Genomic DNA, 19,094 nt, shown 5'->3' on the forward strand with positions numbered 1-19,094 from the left:
CCCACCGACGCCATTCTTGCGTTCCTGGCCGCGCTGTGATTATGCCGACTTTTTTGCCCCAGCCACCGCCCGCAGACTGGCATCGGAGACCAACATCGGCATAATCACAATGTCGGCATAACACGACCAGGTCATGTTGGGTCCCGTCGCGATGAGTTCGGGCTTGACCCGCGCGGGGTGCTCGGCCTGAGCGCGACGCTCCCCGGTCTCGCCGTGCGTGCGGAGCAAACGATACATCGTCGCCACCGAGCACAGGTAGGTGCCCTCGTCGAGGAGGATCGCCTGAATCTCCGCCGGTGCCTTGTCCACGAACCGTTCCGACCGCAGCACCTCCAGAACGACGTTGCGCTCCGACTCGGTCAGCGCCCGCGGCTGCTTCACCGGCTCCGGCCGGGGCCGCGGCGATGAGGGCGGCCGTGGTGCGCGAGGGTGTTGCCGGTAGTGCGTGGCCCGGGATCGTCCCACGGCTCGGCATGCGTCCCTGGTGCCGACGAGCGGGACGAGGGCGGTGATGGTGGCGTCGATTATTTCTCGGTGTTCGTCTCGCTGCTGTTGGTCGAGAGTTGATCCAACAGAGCCGAGAGTTTTCCCTGGATCGCGATCACCTGCCGTGCCGTATCCAACTCGCCCGTGAGGCGCTGGTTCTCTTTCCGCAGCCGGGCAGCGTCCTTCTCCGCGATGCTGGCAGGCGGCGCTCCCGCCGGCCGTGCCAACGCCACCAGCACGCCTTTATCGCGCTGATCACGCCACTTGCCGACCAACGAGGTATACAACTTTTCTCGGCGGAGCAACGCGCCGCGGCCCTGCCGATCGAGGTTGTCGTACTCGGTCAGAATGTCGCGTTTGTACTTGGCCGTGTACGTCCGCCGCCGCGCACGCTCGGGGACCTGGGGATCGGGAACATCTTCCATCCCTACAGCCTGCCCCGTCGAGCTGGGTCCTGTCATTACTGCATTCGTCAAGGGAACTCCTTCCCCGCCTTCTACGACACTATTCGGGACGATCCCGATGCCTTACACAAGGTTGACAGAGAGGGTCCCGAGCCGGTGCGCAGGTAGGTGATGTCGCCGCAGAACCGGGTTCCCGGGACGGTCGAGAGGAACTCTCTCTTCCCGTCCCCGTCGAGCATGTGATTGCGGATGTGCTCAGTTCTGGCATCCGGATCGACGGTGGTGGTCTTCTTCCAGGCCCGCATGCGCACGGCCCGCAGGCCACGGCCGCTGAGGATCGTCCCGACCGTGCCGCTGGCGATGCTGACGCTTTCCTGGCTGAGGATGGTGGTGATCTGGTCCCGGCCAGCCATGCCCTTCTCACGCTCGTAGATCCGCACCACGTGCGCGTCCAGCACGGTGTGACGCATCTGTGTCGGAGTCGGAACGACCGGCCGCAGCGAGCGGTAGAACGAGGCCCGTGAGACCTTCAGCTTGCGGCACATCCAGTCGATGGGGAAGGAAGCCTTCTCCGCCAAGATAAACACGAAGTAGTCGTTTATCGTTGTTTCGCGGCGAAGAAGGCGCTGACTTTTCCCAGGAACTCGATCTCCCTTTTCAGTTCAGCGTTCTCCGCCTGCAGGGCTTTGTATTTGGCCCATTCGACCGGGCCCGGTTCGGCAGCACCAGCTTCGGGGTGTTCCTCTTTCCAGAGGCGCACCCAGTTGCCCAGCGTCCCCTCGACGACACCGATTTCCGGGGCGACTTGAGCGACCGGGCGGCCCGATGAAATCACCAGCTCCACGGCCTCGGCCCGGAACTCAGCATTGAACTTTCGACGATTAGTCATGAAACAGATTCTCCTTACCTCTGTCTCAATTCACCATACGGGCGCAGACCTTCCACCAGGCTGTGACTGGGCGGGACTTGGGGTTCAAATCCCACCGGTACCGCCACGAAAACCCCCTAAATCCCAGTGTTTTACTGGGGAGTAGGGGGTTTCTTCAGGTCGAGACGAACCCCAGCGATAACGGCAGGGTTGCGGGCCGACGTCGAGACGCCGCATATCGCCAAGACACGATGAATGGGCGCAGTAGGCTTCGAGCATGACACGTCTTGACCGCGCTGAGTCCGAAGTAGATTCGAAGGGCACCAGCGCCGCTTATCTCGGTGGCGCCATCGTCATAATCGGGTTCTCGATACTCACCCTTGGGAATGCGTCGGAATGGTTCGACTACGTTTCCGGCGCTATCTTCCTTGTCCTCGCAGGCACTCTTGCATACCAGGGAATACAGTCGATTACCAAAGGTTGGCGTTCTACCGAAAAGCAGTCACACCAGTAGTCTCCCGGCACAATCGGCTGGGTAAATTCGACCAGCGAGTGCGTTGACTCACTGCATTTGTTTTGGCCTCGAATTGGAAACTCCGGTATTTCGCCTCGACGGACCCCCTGAATGAAAATCCAAAGAGGCGTCTAAACGCCAAGGCTGTGCGAGGCGGAGAATTTCAGCGAGCCGGCATCGCAAGAGCCTCGTGCAACCGAGTGTCACAACCTGACGGCTCGGTGCGGCCGGGCCCCGGTGTGATTCTTCCAGTCAAGCCTCAGCGGTGATCCGTCGAGCATCTCTTGCAGACACCCCCCATCGGGGTTACGCTGACGCCGTTCGCCGAATTCCACAAGTTTCGGCCCTGTGCCCCGCACATGATCTTTTGTCGAGGCGTGCCTTTCCCGGAAGACGGCCCCACCCCGCTACGTATTGGTGCGTGGGACCGTACCATTTTCGTTTGGAGAACAACGTGTCACGATTCGATTCATCCGTCAAAAAAGGACGTCGTCTCTGGAGCACGCCTATGCGCCTTCGGTACTGCGGCCGTTCAACGACTGGCTGCAGAAAGTATTCCGCAACTAGCACGCAAGCGTGGGGAGCCTGCCTGCCACCGGTGGCGCAGGCTCCTCCCGTCTAGGCGCGATCAACGACTTTTCACAGATATACAGTCGCCCGTGACGTCCACAAACCGATCCACGGCAAATCCTAGGAAGAGAGTGAGCAGATGAGTCAAGAAGTGAATATTGCATCGCAGCAGAAGTTTGGTGAGGCCGTCAACAGCGGAAAACTTGACCTCCTCGACGACCTCGTCGCCGAAGACGCAGTCGACAATGACCCTGCCCCCGGCCAAGAACCGGGACCCGCTGGCTATAAAGCGTTCTTCGGCGAGATGATTGCCGCTTTTCCAGACCTGCACATTGAAGTCGAGCGTCTCGTCGCGAACGACACCGACGTCGCATTTGCCTACACCCTCACCGGAACCCACCAAGGCCCACTGCTGGGCCACCCCGCTAGCGGGAAAACGATGACTGTTCGTGGCATGCAAATCAGCCGGTTCGAGAACGGAAAACTTGTAGAGCGGTGGGGCAGCAGCGACCAACAAGGCATGCTCGAACAACTTGGCCTCGCAGGATCGTGACGCCGCCTTAGGCGATACAGCGCAGCACTGTAGTTATCGCCGAGCCTCGGTTTCGGTCGGGTGCGTCCTATGCTCGGTCAACTTCATCGGGGCGCCGTGATCGACAGCGTGCGGCCGGACCGCCGCCCATATTCTTCGACCAGATGTGATTCGAACGTTAGACCGTCCCGTTTTCAGCACTGCGATGGCGGCGTCGAGTGCCACGAGGTCCTCGCGGCGCGGCGCCACAATCCCCAAGATGCGCTTCACTCCCGACCGTGTGATCAGCGAGACGAAGGTGCAACCAGGCTACGAGTGTTGCACAGTGCTGAGCGGCACGGTGCAGCTACAGCTCGGCGAGCGGACCATCCTCGTGAGCGAGGGCCAGGCAGCCGAGTTCTCCACGATGACCCCACACGCCATCGCGGCGTACGAGGGACCCGTGGAAATACTGACGATCTTCGACCACGACGGGGAGCGGGCGCATTTACCGGGCCACCGGCATCCGCAGTGAGTCTGCCGGTGCGGGTCTGCAGGGGCAGGGTCAGCTCATCGGCCGCACGGTGAGGATCTGCTCGGCGCGGCCTACCGGCCCGGATTCATCGTGGAGCACGCTGCTGGTGAGGCCGTGGCCGGCCGGCCCGAAGGCGACTGTGGTCTCCAGCCCAACCCAGGAGCCGATCGGCTGCCGGTGAAAGTGGATGGTGAGATCGAGGTTGGGGTATGCCCAGTCCAGGGGCGACTGGCGAACTGCGATTCCGTTGGCCGTATCCACCAGAGCGATGAAAGCTGCGTGAGGGCTGACTGTCTCCCCGGCGACGAGTGCGGTGTCGGTGCGAAGCCACGCGCTCGTTTCTCCGGGCTGCGGAGGCGCGACGGCTTTCATTGTCAAGGAGGCGACGTACCCTCCCGGCCAGGTGTCGGTCATCGACCACGGGGCCGCGGTGTCGGGTGAGGGCAGCGAGGCCGATGCGCCACCAGCGACTGCGGCGGTGTCGCTGGTCGCGATGAACCAGGCACGAGCGAGAACGGCCGGTCGGCCGGCGATGATGATGGTCGCCTCGACGAGCTCGATGGTGCGGCCGGGACGGATCGTCTCCACCCGAATTTCACAGTCTTCGGCGGCGAGAAACCCTAGGATATCAAAGCTGATGCGCCCGAGATCCTTGCCATTGGCTCCACCCGGTTCGGCTGCTCGGTGCAGGTCAATGGCGTGCACGATCAAGCCGCCGAGCGGGCTGAAGTGGATCTCGTCGACCTTCCAGGCACCGCCGGCGTGCACGGTCGGCCGGTAGCGGCCCGGAGTGACCGGCTCGAAATAGGCATCCGTTTGAAGCGGTGTTACCGGCTGTTCACTCATGCTGTCTCTCCCTCGCAACCGCCACGGTGCGGTGCCCTCCACCCTAGGTGCGATTGTGGCCCCGGCCGGCGACTCCCCCCCCGCCTTCAACGAGTTACGGAACCATGGATGGCAGGTCAGAGCCCTTACTGGCATTCTTGCGCCGCTGGACCAGTCCGCGCAGCGGCGGCAAAATGAGGGCGCCCAGCGCGATCAGAAGCAGGACCACGGCGATCGGGCTGGTGAAAATGGATGCCCAGCCGTCGATTATGAGGGCACGGCGTAGGTTCGATTCAGCCAAGGGCCCCAGGATGAGACCGAGCACCGCGGGGCCGGCCGGGAAACCAAAGCGCAGCATGAACAGTCCGACCAGGCTGGCGATCATCATCGTGAACACATCGAAGATGCTGTTGCTGACCGAGTAGGTGCCCACCATGCAGAAGATCAGGATGATGACCCAGAGGTAGCGGCTGGGCAGCTCCAGTAATTTCACCATGCCGCGCATGCGCAGCAGGCTGAGCACCAGGGTGAGGACCGTGGCGATCAACATGATGGTCACCAGCGACGAGATCAGGTCGGGGTGCGTGCTGAACAGGGCCGGTCCGGGCTGAATGCCCCAGATCATCATCGAGCCGATCATGACCGCCATGACCGAATCACCGGGGACACCGAGTGCCATCGTCGTGGCAACGCTGCCGCCGAGGGTGGCGGTGCTGGCGGTATCGCCGGCAGTCAGGCCTTCGAACGAGCCCTTGCCAAACTCGTCCTTCCGCTTGGACGCCCGCTTGGCATTGTCCCAGGCGATGATACCCGCGATGTCTCCGCCGACCGCCGGCACGAGTCCCACGACTGATCCGGTAACGGCACCGATGCCCATCGGCTTGGCGAGGCGCCGCAGGAGCCGGGCGTCGGGCATCCACTGGCCCATCTGGGTGACGGGCTTGGCGTGATGCTGCTTGTGCCGGGTGATGATTTGGTTGAGCACCTCGGCCACGCCGAAGAAACCGATGATCACAGCGATGAAGGGGATCCCGCCATTCAGCTCGAGAATACCGAAAGTGAACCGCGGGTCCCCGGTGATTGGATCGCGCCCCGCTGCGGAGAGGACCAGACCGAACGCTCCAGCGGCGAGCCCCTTGATGATGCGTCCCGAGGAGACCCCGACCATCATGGTCAGCCCGAAGACAACCAGTGCGAACATCTCCGGCGGTCCAAACTGCATGGCGAAGGCCGACAGTGGAACGGCGGCGATCGCTAAAATAGCAATGCCGAAGATCATGCCAACGGCAGAGCCAAAGGCTGACGTCGTCAGGGCCAGCCCGGCCTTGCCCTGCAGGGCCAGCGGATAACCGTCGAAGGTAGTCGATATCGACGAGGGCGTTCCCGGAGTGTTCAGCAGGATGGCCGGAACCCGGTCGCCGAACTGCGCGGCGACATAGATGGTCAGCAGCACGGCCAGACCCTGCGTGGGCTCGAGGGTCAGCGTGAAACCGCTGGCCAGGGCAATGGCCATGGTGGCGGTGACGCCCGGAAAAGCGCCGACGAGCATGCCGATGCAGATCCCCAACACGATATAGATCAGGGTGTCGGGCTGCAGTACGGCCAGGATTCCGTCGGTGACCGGGGATGCAACGATGTTGATCATAGGGGAACTCGCAATACCAGAACAAAGAGGACGTGCAGGATGACGGACACGAGGGCGGGGAATGCGAGTAGTGCCTTCCACCCGCGAGCACCGTAGAGCGCGGTGAGCGCCAGGGAGACGACGAGGGTGATCAGCCAGAACTGAAGTACGTTCCAGAGCAGCACGTAGCCGACGAGAAGCACGGCCGTGGCGCAGAATCTGCTGACACCCCAGCCGTTGAGCCGGTCGGGAATGTCCGCCGGGCGCACCCCGCGCAGCACATTGACGAAAACGAGGAGGGCACCGAACACGATCAGGCTGTAACCGAGCATGGAGGGCCAGAACGCCGGCCCGAGCTCGACGCCGACCTGCGAGTTGATGTCCTGGGCAAAGACCAGCACACCGATTCCTAAACCAATGCAGGTTGCCACCGGAACGAGTTCTCGAATGCGATAGGACCGGTCCGTCACCAGGGCGTCCGGGGCAGCAGGAAAAACCGCTGTCTGGTTATCGACCAACGGATGCTCCGTCACGATTTCTCTTTCCACGAGGGGATGCTCTTAGTCCCGCTGGGCGAGTTCAATCCAGGGGCCATAGCGCGTTGCTTCCTCGTCGATGAATGTGGCCATCTCGGCGGAGTCGCGCTGGAACGGCAATTGGTTGGCCGCTTCCATGATCTTGATGTAAGCCGGGTCGGTAACGGCCGTTTTGAGAGCGCTCGAAAGCTTCTGCACGACATCATCGGGTGTTCCTGCCGGCACCATCACGCCGATCCAGGACGCGTTCTGCAAGTCAACGCCCTGCTCTTTCGCCGTCGGCACATCGGGGTTGTTCGGGTCGCGCTCGTCGGTCAGCATGGCGAGGTAACGCAGTTTGCCGGCATCGACCTGAATTTTCTGGTTGCCGATGCCGTCGGTGGAAAAATCGACGTCGCCGGCCGCAGCGGCAGCGACAGCCGGAGCCGAACCATCATAGGGAACGTTTTTCAGTTCGATCCCGGCCAGTTCCTTGAAACCCTGCACGGTGGAGTCCCACACTGACCCAACCCCAGGGCTGGAAAACGTCACATCACCGGGGTTGGCCTTCGCATCGTCGATGAGGTCCTGCAGGCTCAGGTAGGGACTATCGACGGGCACTGCGATGGCGCCGGGGCCAGAGGATGCCTGTCCGATCGGAATGAAGTCAGCCGGGTCGACGTCATAGTTCTGGAACTGCAGGATGGCGACCTCCACGCCCATCACGGCGAGGCTGTATCCGTCGGGATCCTGGTCCTTGAGCCAGTTGTACCCCACGGACCCATTGGCACCCGGTCGGTTCTCGACGATTATGCTCGCGCCCAGATCCGCTTCGAGCAACGGTGCCAGACTGCGGGCGGTCAGATCGCCGGAGCCGCCCGCAGCCCAAGGCACGACGAGGCGAATGTCCCGCGACGGATAGTCGCCGGTGGCGGCCTGTTGGCCAGATGCGCAGCCGGTGAATGCCAAGACCGTGGCGGCCCCCAGGGCCAGTGAACGAACGATATTTTTCACGCGCTATTCTCCCTCGAATATTGCTGTCGTCGACCCTGTCGAGTCGGAAGTGCGGGGTGTTCTGCTGTGAACCGTCAGCCCAACGAGGCATTTTGTGCGCTAAGCGCACAATTGTGCGTTATCGGGCTGGTCACGTAATCTAGCCCATGACGCGGCCCCATCGCAAACGACGCAGGTCGCCAGACGTAAGCCGGAGGCTTATGCATCGGTTCACGATCCGAAGGGCAGAACCATGAGCGCCATCCGAAAATCCTACTTAGTGGGCCTGATCGGCGAGGGAATCACGCACTCGCTGTCGTCACCCCTGCACGAACGCGAAGCCGAGCAGCACGGGCTGAACTACGTCTACCGACCCGTCGATTTGACGGTTATCGGGCGCCCGGGTTCGGACGTCGGCAGGATCCTCCAGGAAGGCCGCGACCTGGGATTCGATGCCTTCAATATCACTCACCCGAGTAAGCAGCTCGCGCTGCCCTACCTCGATGAACTGTCCGAGGACGCCCAGCGCCTCGGAGCCGTGAACACGGTTCTGATCAGGAATAACACGTTTGTCGGGCACAATACCGACCACTCCGGATTCGGCCGGGCACTCCACGAAGGTTTACCCGACGTCGACCTCGCATCCGTTCTGCAGATCGGCGCGGGAGGAGCGGGATCGGCCGTGGCCTACGCCCTGCTGAAAGCGGGGACGAGCACCCTGACGCTCGTGGATGTGGATGCCGACCGGGCGGCCGAACTGGCCAGCCGGCTGGGGGAGCTCTATCCGGAACGAACGGTGCTCTCGGTGGGCCTGACTGAGCTGTCTTCGGCCGTGGGCGCCGCCAGCGGCATGGTGAACGCGACCCCGATCGGCATGCATTCGTACCCTGGATGTCCGATCGACACTGCTCTGCTGCGCGCTGACCTGTGGGTGGCGGACGTGATCTACCGACCGGTACGCACCGAATTGGTGATTGCGGCCGAGGCCGCGGGGTGTCGGGTGCTTGACGGCGGCCATATGGCGGTCGGCCAGGCAGTGGATGCTTTCGAGCTGATCACGGGGATCGCCCCCGATGCCGCACGCATGCGGCAGCATTTCCTTGATCTCATCGCGAGCGGGGCCTGACGATCGTCTATCGTCGTTACGATCACTTCAAGGGCACGACTACTCGGAGCAGAGGACCACTATGGCGATGGCGGCCAACGATGAACACCCGGACTACTACGTGCGATCCGCCGAGAAGACCCTCGCGACCCTGCTCGCCTTTACGGTGGGCGAGCCACGCCAGACGGTGACGCAAATCGCGGAGAAGACGGGTGTCAGTCGGGCCGGCGCGCGACGTTTCCTGCTCACCCTGAGCGACCTCGGCTACCTGCGCAATGATGGCAAGACCTTCGAACTGACACCCCGCACAATGGATATCGGCGCCTCCTATCTTGCCACCCTCAGCCTGCCGCAGGTGGCCGACGAACACCTCAAGCGGCTGGCGGTCGAGTTGAACGAAACGACGTCGCTATGCATTCTGGATGGGGCCGACGTGGTCTACGTTGCTCGGATAGCAGCGCCCCGTCTGCTTGGAGTCTCCGTCAACGTGGGTACGCGATTTCCGGCCTGGGCCACGTCGATGGGGCGAGTGCTGCTCGCGAACCTTCCGGAAACCGTGCTCGAGTCCTATTTTGAGACGCTAACCCTGCGGGCCTTCACCGAGCAATCCGTGAAGAACATTGACGAGCTGCGGGCGGAGATCACGCGTGCCGCCGCCAACGGCTGGTCGCTCGTGTCCCAGGAGCTCGACGACGGGCTCAGGGGCGTAGCGGTGCCGGTGCGACGTGGCACGCAGGTCATCGCGGCCGTCAACGTATCGGTGCAGTCCCATCGAGTGTCGGCCGGAACGATTGAGACGTCCGTCGTGCCGTTGCTGCAGAGAGCCGCCATCGCGATCGGGGATGACTTCGGCGGCCGGCGGGCCGGCTTGAAGCTGTGACCGGGCTACCGGCCCGGGGCCTCGGCCGTGGCTGCTTGTGCGGCCAGTGCCGAATTGCCGGCGAGCAACTCGCCAACCGCAAAACCGAAGGTCATGGCCGGCCCGATATTGACGCCGCCTGCTGGATAGTGGCCGCCCATCACGTTCGCCTGATCGACGCCGACGACGTAGATGCCCTCAATGGCGCGCCCCGCCGCATCGAGCAGGCGCGATCGGGCATCCGTTTCGAGGCCGGCGAAAGTACCAAAGCTTCCCGGCAGTACGCGCACGGCATAGAAGGGGCCCTTCTCTATGGGCGCGAGTGACGGATTGGGATGAGAGTTCCTGGGGTCGCCGCCATACCGGTTGAACGGCGTCTGCCCGCGCTGGAATTCCGGGTCGAGACCGACGCGGGCATTCTCGTTGAATCGCTGTACCGTTGCGCCCAGTTCGGTCGGGTCGATTCCGCATTTGGCTGCGAGTTCGTCGAGGGTGCGGCCCTTCGTGAGGTAGCCGTTTCGCAGGTAGGGGAACAGGGGAACCGGGAGCGGTTTCGCCATGCCGAGCGGATAACGGCGAACGAAGGTGGAGTCCGCGATCTGCCAGGCCTCAACGGTGCCTCCGGAGGGCGTGCTGCTGTTCATCGCTGTGACGTAGTCCCAGTAGCCATTGGCCTCGTTGACGAATCGTTTGCCCGATCGCAGCACGCCGATCGACCCGGGTTTGGCCCGATCCATAATGTGGGGGAACGTGCCCACCCGGCCGTTTCGATACGGCACGAGCGAAACCGGGCACCAGGCAGCGGGTGCGAATCCGGCCGTCACGAGATGTCCGCCGACGGACTCACCGAGGGAGATTCCCGAGCCATCGGCGGTCTCGGGTGCCAGAGTCCAGTGCTCCTGTCCGGTTGCGTTGTGGGGGAAGAGTTCTCGTCGGCGGTCGACGTCGCGCGAGAACCCTCCCGTGGCGAGCACCACCCCGAGCCGTGCGTGAAAATCGACGGGACCGGTGGGCGTGTCGGCGACTACGCCGGTCACGCGCCCGGTGGAGTCCGTGAGCAAAGCTGTTGCCGGAGAATTGACCAGAATCGTGGCGCCGAGGTCGTCGGCAGATTTCATGAGGCGGCCGATCAGAGCGGTGCCGTTGACCAGGTGCATTCCTCGACCGGCGGTGACGAGATCAAAAATGTACTGAGTCACGCGCATTCCGGCGTGGAGGAGGCCGCGGGGATTGCCGCGCGATGCCGAGAGAAATTTGGTCAGATCGGCGCCCGCCATGATTCCCATTCCGAGGAAGGAAGTCTCGTACAGCTGGGGGCGCAATTTCTTGCGCAGGCTGCGGGAAAAATGACGCGCGTTGATGGGCTTTGGGGCGACAGATCTGTTGCCGGTGCCGGCCCCTGCCAGGTTTCCGTAGATGTCATTGACCTTGTCCCCGGGCACGAACTGCAGCGACGTCGTGGAATGGAAGAAATCGATCATGCGCGGTGCCGCTTCCAGAAACGCGTCGATGCGTTCCGCGTCGTAGTCGGCCCCGAGCGCGGCCCGCAGGTACGTGCGAAAAGTTTCGGTTTGCTCGTACACCCCGGCGGCTTGGGCCAGCGGGTTGCCCGGTACCCACATCCAGCCGCCTGACCAGGAGGTCGCACCGCCGCAAACGGATGCCCGCTCCAGCACCACCACGCTCAGACCGGCATGGGCGGCGGTCACCGCCGCGGCGAGGCCACCGGCTCCGGAGCCGATCACGACAACGTCGTACTGGCGGATCGAAGGCCCAAACTCGTCGTTGACTCTGGCTGACCGGGGTGTCGTCATGGTCGCTTCTCCTTTGGAGCACTCAGGTGTTTCAGTGCGATTCCGTCTAGCATTATGTAGATTATTAGCTATATAATCTAGGAACTATCTTGATTTTTTACACTATAAACACGTTTTGGTGCTGCGCGGTAGTGGCGGCACTCAAACCGACACTGTTGACGAGGGAATCATGACGGATATTCGCTGGCTGGAGGCCTTCGTGGCCGTGGCCGAGGAGCTGCATTTCGGCCGGGCCGCCCTGCGGCTGCGCACGGCACAGTCGCCGTTGAGTCAGACCATTCGTAAACTTGAGGCCGACCTGGGCACGTCCTTGTTCGAACGCAACACCCGGAGCGTCGCACTCACTCCGTCCGGCAGTGCTCTGCTGCCGCGGGCCTACCGGGTGTTGCAGGAGATGCGACTGGCCCGCGAGGCAGCGCAGACCGAGGTGGCCGGCGTGCGCGGGCGCATCCGTATTGGATTCTCCGGGGCGGTGAATCACCTCACTCTGCCTCCGCTCACCCGTGCTCTCAGGCGGCTGTATCCCGACATCGAGCTGGATCTGACGAGCCGGGTGCGAACGATCGACGGGTTGACGGGCGTTGCCAATGGCACCCTGGACCTTGCGTTCGTCGGCTTGCCCGAGTTTCCCGTTGCTCCAGTGATATCGCGGCTGATTTCGCGGGAAGAAGTGGGAGCCGTGCTCCCGATCGATCACCCGCTGGCGCACGAGAAGTCCATTTCCGTACAGAGTCTGGCCGGTGATGACTTTGTTGCACCGCCTGTGGACGGCTCGTCGGCCATGACCGAAGCGCTGCTCGCAACCTGTTTGGACGCCGGCTTCCAGCCGCGGGTGGTGCAGGTCATTCCTGACCCGTACATGGTTCTGACCTTTGTTGCGGCCGGGGTCGGGGTCACGCTGGCCGGTCGGGGAATCGCGCAGATCATCCCCTCTGGGGCGATCTACGTGCCTCTGGATGACCCGCAACACTATCTGGATAACGCCATTGCGTGGTCGTCGCAGAACGATTCGCAGGTGCTGGCGGCGGTGCTCGCCGTGGCCGACGACGTGCTTCCCGAGCCGGCGCGACCGTCGATATAGCTCAAATTCTGCATAGTGATAGATGATTTCGGTCGTAGACACACATAGTCTGGAGCGTGACACTTGGTGTTACGCCAGCAAAAAGCAGGCGGAACCGAATCTGCAGAGCCGCTGATTTCATCCGGCATTTCTGCCCGGTTCCCTGTACATCGGAAGGGAACAGCATGTCAGTGTCGACATCTTCGCCAAGCAGGCCTCGTAACAAGGCCAAGATCGCCGCGGTCTCGGGTTTCGTAGGGAGTGCCCTGGAATACTATGACTTCTTCATTTTCGGTTCCGCCGCCGCTTTGATTTTCGGAACGCTCTTCTTCGCCCCTGGACCCTCCGCAATCCTGCTCTCCTTCGCCACGGTCGGTGTCGCCTACGTCGCACGCCCGCTCGGGGCAATCATATGGGGACACTTCGGCGACAAATACGGCCGCAAGAAGGTGCTGCTGCTCTGTCTTGCACTTATGGGCACATCGACCTTTCTCATCGGATGCCTACCAACCTATTCCGAGATCGGCATCGCGGCTCCCCTGCTCCTGGTCTTCCTGCGTCTGACCCAGGGGCTCTCCGCCGGCGGCGAGTCGCCCGGCTCGAGCACCCTGACCCTGGAGCACGCGCCCGATCGAAAGCGCGGCTTCTATACGAGCTGGACCATGAGCGGCATTATGTTTGGCACCGTCCTGTCGACGCTGGTCTTTATTCCCGTTGCCGCTATGCCCGAAGAGCAGCTCATGAGTTGGGGTTGGCGCATTCCGTTCCTCCTCAGCGCGGTGGTGACCATCATCGCGATCATTCTTCGAAGCCTGCTGGAAGAGCCCGAAGTCTTCGCCAAGACCAAGGCGGACGACGCCTTGGTGAAAGTTCCCGTCCTGGCGCTGTTTCGCGCCCACTGGGTTACCGTTCTGCGCGTAGCGGGAATGTCGCTCTTCACCATTATCAACTCGATCGTCAACGTCTTCGCACTCTTCTACGCAACGTCCGTGGCGGGTGTCGACCGAAGTGTGATGCTGACCGTGATTGCGTTGGCCAACCTGACGGCGGTCGCCATGGGCCCGGTAGCGGGAATGGTATCGGATCGCATCGGTCGCAAACCGGTCTTTCTGACCGGACTCACCCTGCAGATCGTGATGATATTCGTCTTCTTCACGGCCGTTTCAACCGCGAATATTCCGTTGATCTTCCTGACTGGAATCCTGCTCATCGGGTTCGCGTACACCATGTCGAATGCGCTCTACCCGGCCTACTTCCCCGAACAGTTCCCGGTCAAGATCCGCTTTTCGGGCATGGCGATCAGTCTCATGCTGGGCCTGCTGCTGGCCGGCTTCGCGCCAGTCATCTCTGAGCTGCTAATCGGAGACGACAAATCCAACTGGGTTCCGGTGGCACTGTTCGCAGCCGCCGCCTGCATCATCTCCGCCATAGCGACCATCGCCAGTCCGGAAACGTACAAGACTCCTACCGCGCTGTTGGGACGGCGGGAATCGGCCCCGCAGCCGCGCACTCCGGCATCCGCTCTGCCGGTGAAGGTCAACGCGTGACTTCGCCGGCTACACCTTTGAAAGAGGTACTCTCATGACCACCCGTGCAGTCGGAATCGCCCATCTCACCCTGCTGTCGCTCTCACCGCGCGATCTCGTGCACACAGCGGCAGCTGCCGGCTATGATTTCGTCGGAATCCGGGTGCGGGCGGCCACGGCGGGGGAGTTCTCCGAAGACCTGCGACCCGGCTCCGTCATGTCGCGGCAGACCAGGATGGCACTCGACGACACCGGCCTCACCGTGCGGGACATTGAATTTCTGCCCATTACCGCCCACACGGTGCGGGCCGAGTGGATAAGCGCCTTCGAGGCCGGGGCAGAGTGGGGAGCGCAGACCCTCAGCGTGGCCGGGATCGACGACGATTTCGGTCGCCTCACCGAGACACTGGCCCAAATCGTCGAGGATGGACGTGCGTATGGAATCCGCCCAACGCTCGAGCCCATTAGTTATAACGCGGTGAGTACGGTCGCCCAAGCGGCACAGATTGCACGGGCGTCCGGCGCCGCTGTGCTCCTGGACCCGCTGCACATCCACCGCGGGGGGAGCACCATCGATGACGTGCTCCAGCTCGAAGCCGACCTCGTGCCCGTGCTTCAGCTGTGTGACGCCGCGCTGCTGGCGCCAGAGAGCCTTGCGATCGATGCACCGATGCCCCGTGGCATGACGACCAACGGCTCGCCCCTGCAACTGGAGTCTCGAGCCTGGCGCCAGGTACTGCTGCGCGGGGAGCTGCCCCTGCACCAGCTGCTCGCCGCCGTGCCGGACGGCATCCCCGTCAGCGTCGAGGTGCCCAATGCGCCGCTCCAAGCGACAATGTCCCCGCTCGAGTTCGCGGTTCTGAACCGCCAAGCGGTCTCCCACCTTCTCGATCAGGCTCACCAGCTCGTCGGCTGATCTGCACGACGTCATTGAAAGGATCGTCATGGCTGCTTCCTCACGACCACTCGCAAATATTCTGACCGAACCGCTCTTGATCGGAACCGTCACCCTGCCCAACCGGCTCGTCTCGGCGCCGATGGAACGCAACTACTGCAACACCGAGGGTCACATGACCGCGCAGTACGAGGACTACCTGCTCGATCGTGCACGCGCCGGCGTCGGTCTGCTCTTCACCGAAGCCACCTTTGTACGGCAGGACGGCAAGGGCCGCAGCCACCAGCTCGGAGCCCACAACGACTCCTGTGTGGCGCCACTCGCGCACCTCGTCGACCTGCTCCACGCCGAAGGATCCCTCGTCGGTTGTGAACTCAACCATGGTGGCCGCACGGCGCAAAGCAGCCTCACCGGGCTGCCATCCTTGGCCCCGTCGCCGGTGCCCTGCCTCATCGCGGGCGGCGAAATGCCCCGCGAGCTGACCACGGACGAGGTCTACGAACTGGTCGCCGCGTTTGCGGACGGTGCCGAACGATGTGTCCGCGCGGGAGTCGACGTGTTGGCGATTCACGCCGGCCACGGCTACCTGGTGCACCAATTCATGTCCCCGCTGTACAACCTGCGGACCGATGAATTCGCCGACCCTGCAGCATTTCTGACGCTCGTGATCGAGGCGGTGCGCGCCCGCGTCGGACGCACGACCCTCGGCATCCGTATCTCCGCTGTGGAGGGAACCACGGGAGGTCTGGACGCCGACCAGACGTTTGCGATTGTGCAGAGACTTCCCCTCGACCTCATCGATTTCATCGATGTCTCGGCCGGCAGCTACGAGGCCGGCGAGTGGATCGTTCAATCGGGGGAGTGGGAACCCGGATACCTCCGCCATATCGCACAGCGGTACCGATCCCTCGGCAAGCCGATGGGACTGGCCGGCCGAATCAACTCGCCCGACGCGGCCAGAATGATCATCGACGGAGGCTTCGCCGACTTCGTCAGCCTCGGCCGATCGCTGCACGCTGATCCCCTCTTCGCCACCGCCGCGCTGCACGGGGGCACTTACCGCCCGTGCATCGCCTGCAACGTGTGCATCGACAACCTGGGCACAGGCCAGGTTGGCTGCTCGGTGAATCCTGCCGTTGGGCGAAACACGGTGCTTCTTCCGCTTCCGACTCTGCCGCATGGCACGACAGCGACCGTCGTCGGCGCGGGCCCGGCGGGTTTGACGGCGGCCAGAGAACTGGCGATCGCCGGCGCTGCGGTGACCTTGATCGACCGGGACAACAGTAATGGTGGGTCCCTGGCGCGAGCCGCCCTGATGCGCTCGACCCCGGACTTTCACCTGTTCCTCAACTGGTCTGACCAGGAGCTGCGCCGCCTTCACGTGACGCGCGTCACCGCCGACGCGCACGCCGACGACCAGAGAAACACCGACGGTACCGTTGTCGCCATCGGGGGAATCGGCGCGGCCCTGACCATTCCCGGTATGGCGGCCGATCACGTTCACGATATTCGCGACTGGCTGAACCACCAGTTCCAGGAGTCGAATCTTCCCGAGGCCGTCACGATCTGGGGAGCGAACGCCGTGGGGATGTCCGTGGCCGACACCCTGGCATCCCTCGGTGTGCACGTTCTCCTCCTCGGCGCAGAAACGGAGATTGCACCGGAGTCTGGGCGGCGCGCAAAGATTCTGGCGGTTCCGCGGTTGCGGGCAAACCCGCAGGTGCGCATCGAACTCGGCGTTTCCCTGAATCGGATCGACCAGGATGCCGTGCAGATTTGCCGCGACGGAGGTGCAGCCGAATGGATCAACGCGCCCGGGCCCCTGCTGGTGTCACAGGGGATACAGGACGCCGATTTCGGGCCCGTTCAGGCGGGCGCGACACCGGTTCGTGTCGTGCGATCCCACCCCGAGGGCGCGTCATCGACGATCAGGTTCGCCGTTTCCGCAGGCCGAGATGCAGCCGCAGAACTGGCAGGGACAATCATCACCACGGCATCAGCGTCGCTCGTCACCCAGAACGGTGGTGTTCGGTGACGATGGTCGCGCCACTCGCCGAAACGGCCTGGTCGTTTCCGCGCCGGGCCTCGAACTCGGGCCATCGCTTCGTTGTCGGCCTACTGGGTACCGGCATCGCCGGCTCGCTCACCCCCGGACTGCACGAAGCCGAAGCAGACGCGCTCGGGTTGTCCTACGCCTACCGCATCATCGATCTCGACCGGATCGGTGCGGCTCCAGAGCGGGCAGGTACCCTGGTGCGCAACGCTGCAGAATTGGGCTTCGACGGCCTGAACGTCACCCACCCCTGCAAACAACTCGTGCAGGACGGCCTGGATGATCTCTCGCCCGATGCCCGAATTCTGGGCGCGGTGAACACCATCACCTTTCACGGTGGCCGGATCATCGGGCACAACACGGACCACACCGGGTTCATCGGGGGGTTCCGCGCAGGCCTTCCGCTGGCAGAGACCAACTCGGTCGTGCAGATCGGGGCCGGCGGGGCGGGTGCTGCGGTGGCATTCGGGCTGCTGACCGCCGGTGCCAAGAATCTCGTTATCGCCGACATCGACCCTGCCCGGGCAGAAGATCTGGCTGATCGGCTGGCTGCGCACTTCACCGGCGGCACCATCTCCGTTACTCGAACGGATGCCGTCGGGCCCAGTATTCGCACGGCGGACGGCCTGGTCAACACGACACCGATCGGCATGACCGGCCATCCCGGGATGCCCATCGACCTTGAACTCCTGCACTCCGGCCTGTGGGTCGCCGATGTCATCTACCGTCCCCTGGAGACGGAGCTGATCCGGGCGGCCCGGGCGCGAGGCTGCGCGGTTCTGCATGGCGGGCGAATGGCCGTGGGGCAGGCCGTCGCGGCATTTGAGCTGTTCACGGGGATTCGGCCCGATACTGACCGGATGCTCGGCTCGTTTCGGGACGCGATCGACCGATTGTGACCCGGGGGCCCGTGGCCGCGCCCGAAACGGGTAGCCGCCCTCTGCGTCAAGCTGGTTGTGAGTCAGTTCGTGATCAGTAGGAGTCAGAGAATGTCTATAAGTCCGGGGTTCACGGCGGATGAGATCCGTGATTTTGTTCATGATTATCATCAGGTTCAGCATGGGAAGAAGGCATTGTGGCTGGCCGGTCGCGATGTGACGCCTGACGTGTTTCGTCGTTGGCAGGCCGCCGTATTTCGGGGCGATCTCGACCGCGGGTTGATTCCGCCAGAGGGTAGTCATATGAAGGTTCCCCCTGCCCAACGTGCGGCGTTGGAGAGAATGCGTGCCGCTGAGCACGCAGCACACTTGGCTGAGGTCGACACACTCAACGCGCGGGTGCGCGAGTTGGAGGAGACCAACACCGCGCTGGGAAAAGCTATCGGGCTCTTGCACGCGATGAGCGAGGAAGAGCCCGCAGCCACCCCGACGACACCCGATCAGTCCGGTTCCTGACGTTGGAGAACGAGCTCGTCGCGGAACTGACCAGCTCGACGGGATCGCAACGCCGGGCGCTGTTGATCACGGGCGTGGCCCGCTCCACCTGGCAGTACCGGCAAACTCCCCGCCTGCGGGTCGCCGAGCCGATCCCGCAGAAGGAACGCGGCTATCTGTCGCGCATCTCCACGGCCGATCGGACCGTGATCGCGGCGAAGATCACCGCGGGCTGGAAAGCCGGTAACGCGGTCGATCACACGTTCGCCTCCACCTGGGACGCGGGGGTGATGCTCGCCGGACGCCGATCCTGGTGGCGGATCGCTGCCGACATCGAGGACCAGGCTTCCCGACCCCTCGTGCCGACATGGCGGGGATCGAAAACACCGCGGGTGAAGCCGGTGCTGATCGCGACGGGACCCATGCAGGTGTGGTCGTGTTATGCCGACATTGTGATTATGCCGATGTTGGTCTCCGATGCCAGTCTGCGGGCGGTGGCTGGGGCAAAAAAGTCGGCATAATCACACCGCCGGTGTTGGGCTTGTCTTCTCAACTGTTGAGGCG

21 protein-coding genes are annotated in these 19,094 nt (G+C 63.2%); 12 read left to right on the forward strand and 9 right to left on the reverse strand.

Going from position 1 to position 19,094, the window contains the following annotated elements; translation table 11 throughout:
- Positions 1-39: 39 nt before the first annotated feature.
- From CJ028_RS14260 to CJ028_RS14275, 4 genes are all read right to left on the reverse strand, one after another.
- Complete coding sequence (locus CJ028_RS14260) at positions 40-381, reverse strand: helix-turn-helix domain-containing protein (protein WP_105035897.1); 342 nt, start codon at positions 379-381, stop codon at positions 40-42.
- Positions 382-524: 143 nt separating this feature from the next.
- On the reverse strand, positions 525-911 hold the full coding sequence (locus tag CJ028_RS14265) for a hypothetical protein (protein WP_129590504.1): 387 nt from the start codon (positions 909-911) through the stop codon (positions 525-527).
- A 71-nt stretch (positions 912-982) separates the two neighbouring features.
- Positions 983-1,477, reverse strand: coding sequence for a hypothetical protein (locus CJ028_RS21220; protein WP_205684057.1), 495 nt, complete (start codon positions 1,475-1,477; stop codon positions 983-985).
- An 11-nt stretch (positions 1,478-1,488) separates the two neighbouring features.
- On the reverse strand, positions 1,489-1,779 hold the full coding sequence (locus tag CJ028_RS14275; RefSeq protein WP_105035899.1) for a transposase: 291 nt from the start codon (positions 1,777-1,779) through the stop codon (positions 1,489-1,491).
- Positions 1,780-2,035: 256 nt separating this feature from the next.
- Between CJ028_RS14275 and CJ028_RS14280 the strand changes: the two genes are divergently transcribed.
- From CJ028_RS14280 to CJ028_RS14290, 3 genes are all read left to right on the forward strand, one after another.
- Positions 2,036-2,272, forward strand: a complete 237-nt coding sequence (locus CJ028_RS14280; protein WP_105035900.1) for a hypothetical protein — start codon at positions 2,036-2,038, stop codon at positions 2,270-2,272.
- 709 nt (positions 2,273-2,981) lie between these two features.
- The gene (locus CJ028_RS14285; RefSeq protein ID WP_105035901.1) at positions 2,982-3,395 is read left to right on the forward strand and encodes an ester cyclase; all 414 of its coding nucleotides are present in this window, start codon (positions 2,982-2,984) and stop codon (positions 3,393-3,395) included.
- Between the two features lie 238 nt (positions 3,396-3,633).
- Entirely contained in the window at positions 3,634-3,888 is a 255-nt protein-coding gene (locus CJ028_RS14290) for a cupin domain-containing protein (protein ID WP_338064144.1), read from the forward strand.
- 30 nt (positions 3,889-3,918) lie between these two features.
- Here CJ028_RS14290 and CJ028_RS14295 read toward each other — a convergent pair whose 3' ends face one another.
- The 4 genes from CJ028_RS14295 to CJ028_RS14310 form a co-directional block, all read right to left on the reverse strand.
- Positions 3,919-4,734 carry a thioesterase family protein gene (locus CJ028_RS14295; protein WP_105035903.1) on the reverse strand — a complete coding sequence of 272 codons (816 nt, stop codon included), beginning with the start codon at positions 4,732-4,734 and terminating at the stop codon, positions 3,919-3,921.
- A 94-nt stretch (positions 4,735-4,828) separates the two neighbouring features.
- Positions 4,829-6,358, reverse strand: coding sequence for a tripartite tricarboxylate transporter permease (locus CJ028_RS14300; protein ID WP_105035904.1), 1,530 nt, complete (start codon positions 6,356-6,358; stop codon positions 4,829-4,831).
- The gene (locus CJ028_RS14305; RefSeq protein WP_105035905.1) at positions 6,355-6,885 is read right to left on the reverse strand and encodes a tripartite tricarboxylate transporter TctB family protein; all 531 of its coding nucleotides are present in this window, start codon (positions 6,883-6,885) and stop codon (positions 6,355-6,357) included. Before CJ028_RS14305 ends, CJ028_RS14300 begins: the two co-directional genes overlap by 4 nt.
- Positions 6,886-6,897: 12 nt before the next feature.
- Positions 6,898-7,866 carry a Bug family tripartite tricarboxylate transporter substrate binding protein gene (locus CJ028_RS14310; protein ID WP_105035906.1) on the reverse strand — a complete coding sequence of 323 codons (969 nt, stop codon included), beginning with the start codon at positions 7,864-7,866 and terminating at the stop codon, positions 6,898-6,900.
- 232 nt (positions 7,867-8,098) lie between these two features.
- Here CJ028_RS14310 and CJ028_RS14315 point away from each other — a divergent pair, with 232 nt between their 5' ends.
- Entirely contained in the window at positions 8,099-8,971 is an 873-nt protein-coding gene (locus CJ028_RS14315) for a shikimate dehydrogenase (RefSeq protein WP_105035907.1), read from the forward strand.
- Positions 8,972-9,038: 67 nt separating this feature from the next.
- Positions 9,039-9,830, forward strand: coding sequence for an IclR family transcriptional regulator domain-containing protein (locus tag CJ028_RS14320; protein WP_338064145.1), 792 nt, complete (start codon positions 9,039-9,041; stop codon positions 9,828-9,830).
- A gap of 5 nt (positions 9,831-9,835) precedes the next feature.
- Here CJ028_RS14320 and CJ028_RS14325 read toward each other — a convergent pair whose 3' ends face one another.
- A complete protein-coding gene (locus tag CJ028_RS14325; RefSeq protein WP_105035909.1) occupies positions 9,836-11,623 on the reverse strand; it encodes an FAD-dependent oxidoreductase in 1,788 nt (595 codons plus the stop codon).
- A gap of 169 nt (positions 11,624-11,792) precedes the next feature.
- Between CJ028_RS14325 and CJ028_RS14330 the strand changes: the two genes are divergently transcribed.
- The 7 genes from CJ028_RS14330 to CJ028_RS14360 all read left to right on the forward strand — a co-directional run bounded on the left by CJ028_RS14330 (position 11,793) and on the right by CJ028_RS14360 (position 19,051).
- On the forward strand, positions 11,793-12,704 hold the full coding sequence (locus CJ028_RS14330) for a LysR family transcriptional regulator (protein ID WP_105035916.1): 912 nt from the start codon (positions 11,793-11,795) through the stop codon (positions 12,702-12,704).
- Between the two features lie 164 nt (positions 12,705-12,868).
- A complete protein-coding gene (locus CJ028_RS14335; RefSeq protein WP_105035910.1) occupies positions 12,869-14,230 on the forward strand; it encodes an MFS transporter in 1,362 nt (453 codons plus the stop codon).
- 34 nt (positions 14,231-14,264) lie between these two features.
- Positions 14,265-15,125, forward strand: a complete 861-nt coding sequence (locus CJ028_RS14340) for a sugar phosphate isomerase/epimerase family protein (RefSeq protein WP_105035911.1) — start codon at positions 14,265-14,267, stop codon at positions 15,123-15,125.
- Between the two features lie 28 nt (positions 15,126-15,153).
- Positions 15,154-17,139, forward strand: coding sequence for an oxidoreductase (locus CJ028_RS14345; RefSeq protein ID WP_105035912.1), 1,986 nt, complete (start codon positions 15,154-15,156; stop codon positions 17,137-17,139).
- 2 nt (positions 17,140-17,141) lie between these two features.
- Positions 17,142-18,056: a shikimate dehydrogenase gene (locus CJ028_RS14350; RefSeq protein ID WP_105035913.1), complete on the forward strand. Its 915-nt coding sequence runs from the start codon at positions 17,142-17,144 to the stop codon at positions 18,054-18,056.
- Between the two features lie 282 nt (positions 18,057-18,338).
- On the forward strand, positions 18,339-18,551 hold the full coding sequence (locus CJ028_RS21485) for a hypothetical protein (protein WP_240607307.1): 213 nt from the start codon (positions 18,339-18,341) through the stop codon (positions 18,549-18,551).
- 2 nt (positions 18,552-18,553) lie between these two features.
- Entirely contained in the window at positions 18,554-19,051 is a 498-nt protein-coding gene (locus CJ028_RS14360; RefSeq protein ID WP_105035915.1) for a hypothetical protein, read from the forward strand.
- The last annotated feature ends 43 nt before the right edge of the window (positions 19,052-19,094 follow it).

This window comes from Cryobacterium aureum, assembly GCF_002954245.1.
Lineage (GTDB): Bacteria > Actinomycetota > Actinomycetes > Actinomycetales > Microbacteriaceae > Cryobacterium > Cryobacterium aureum.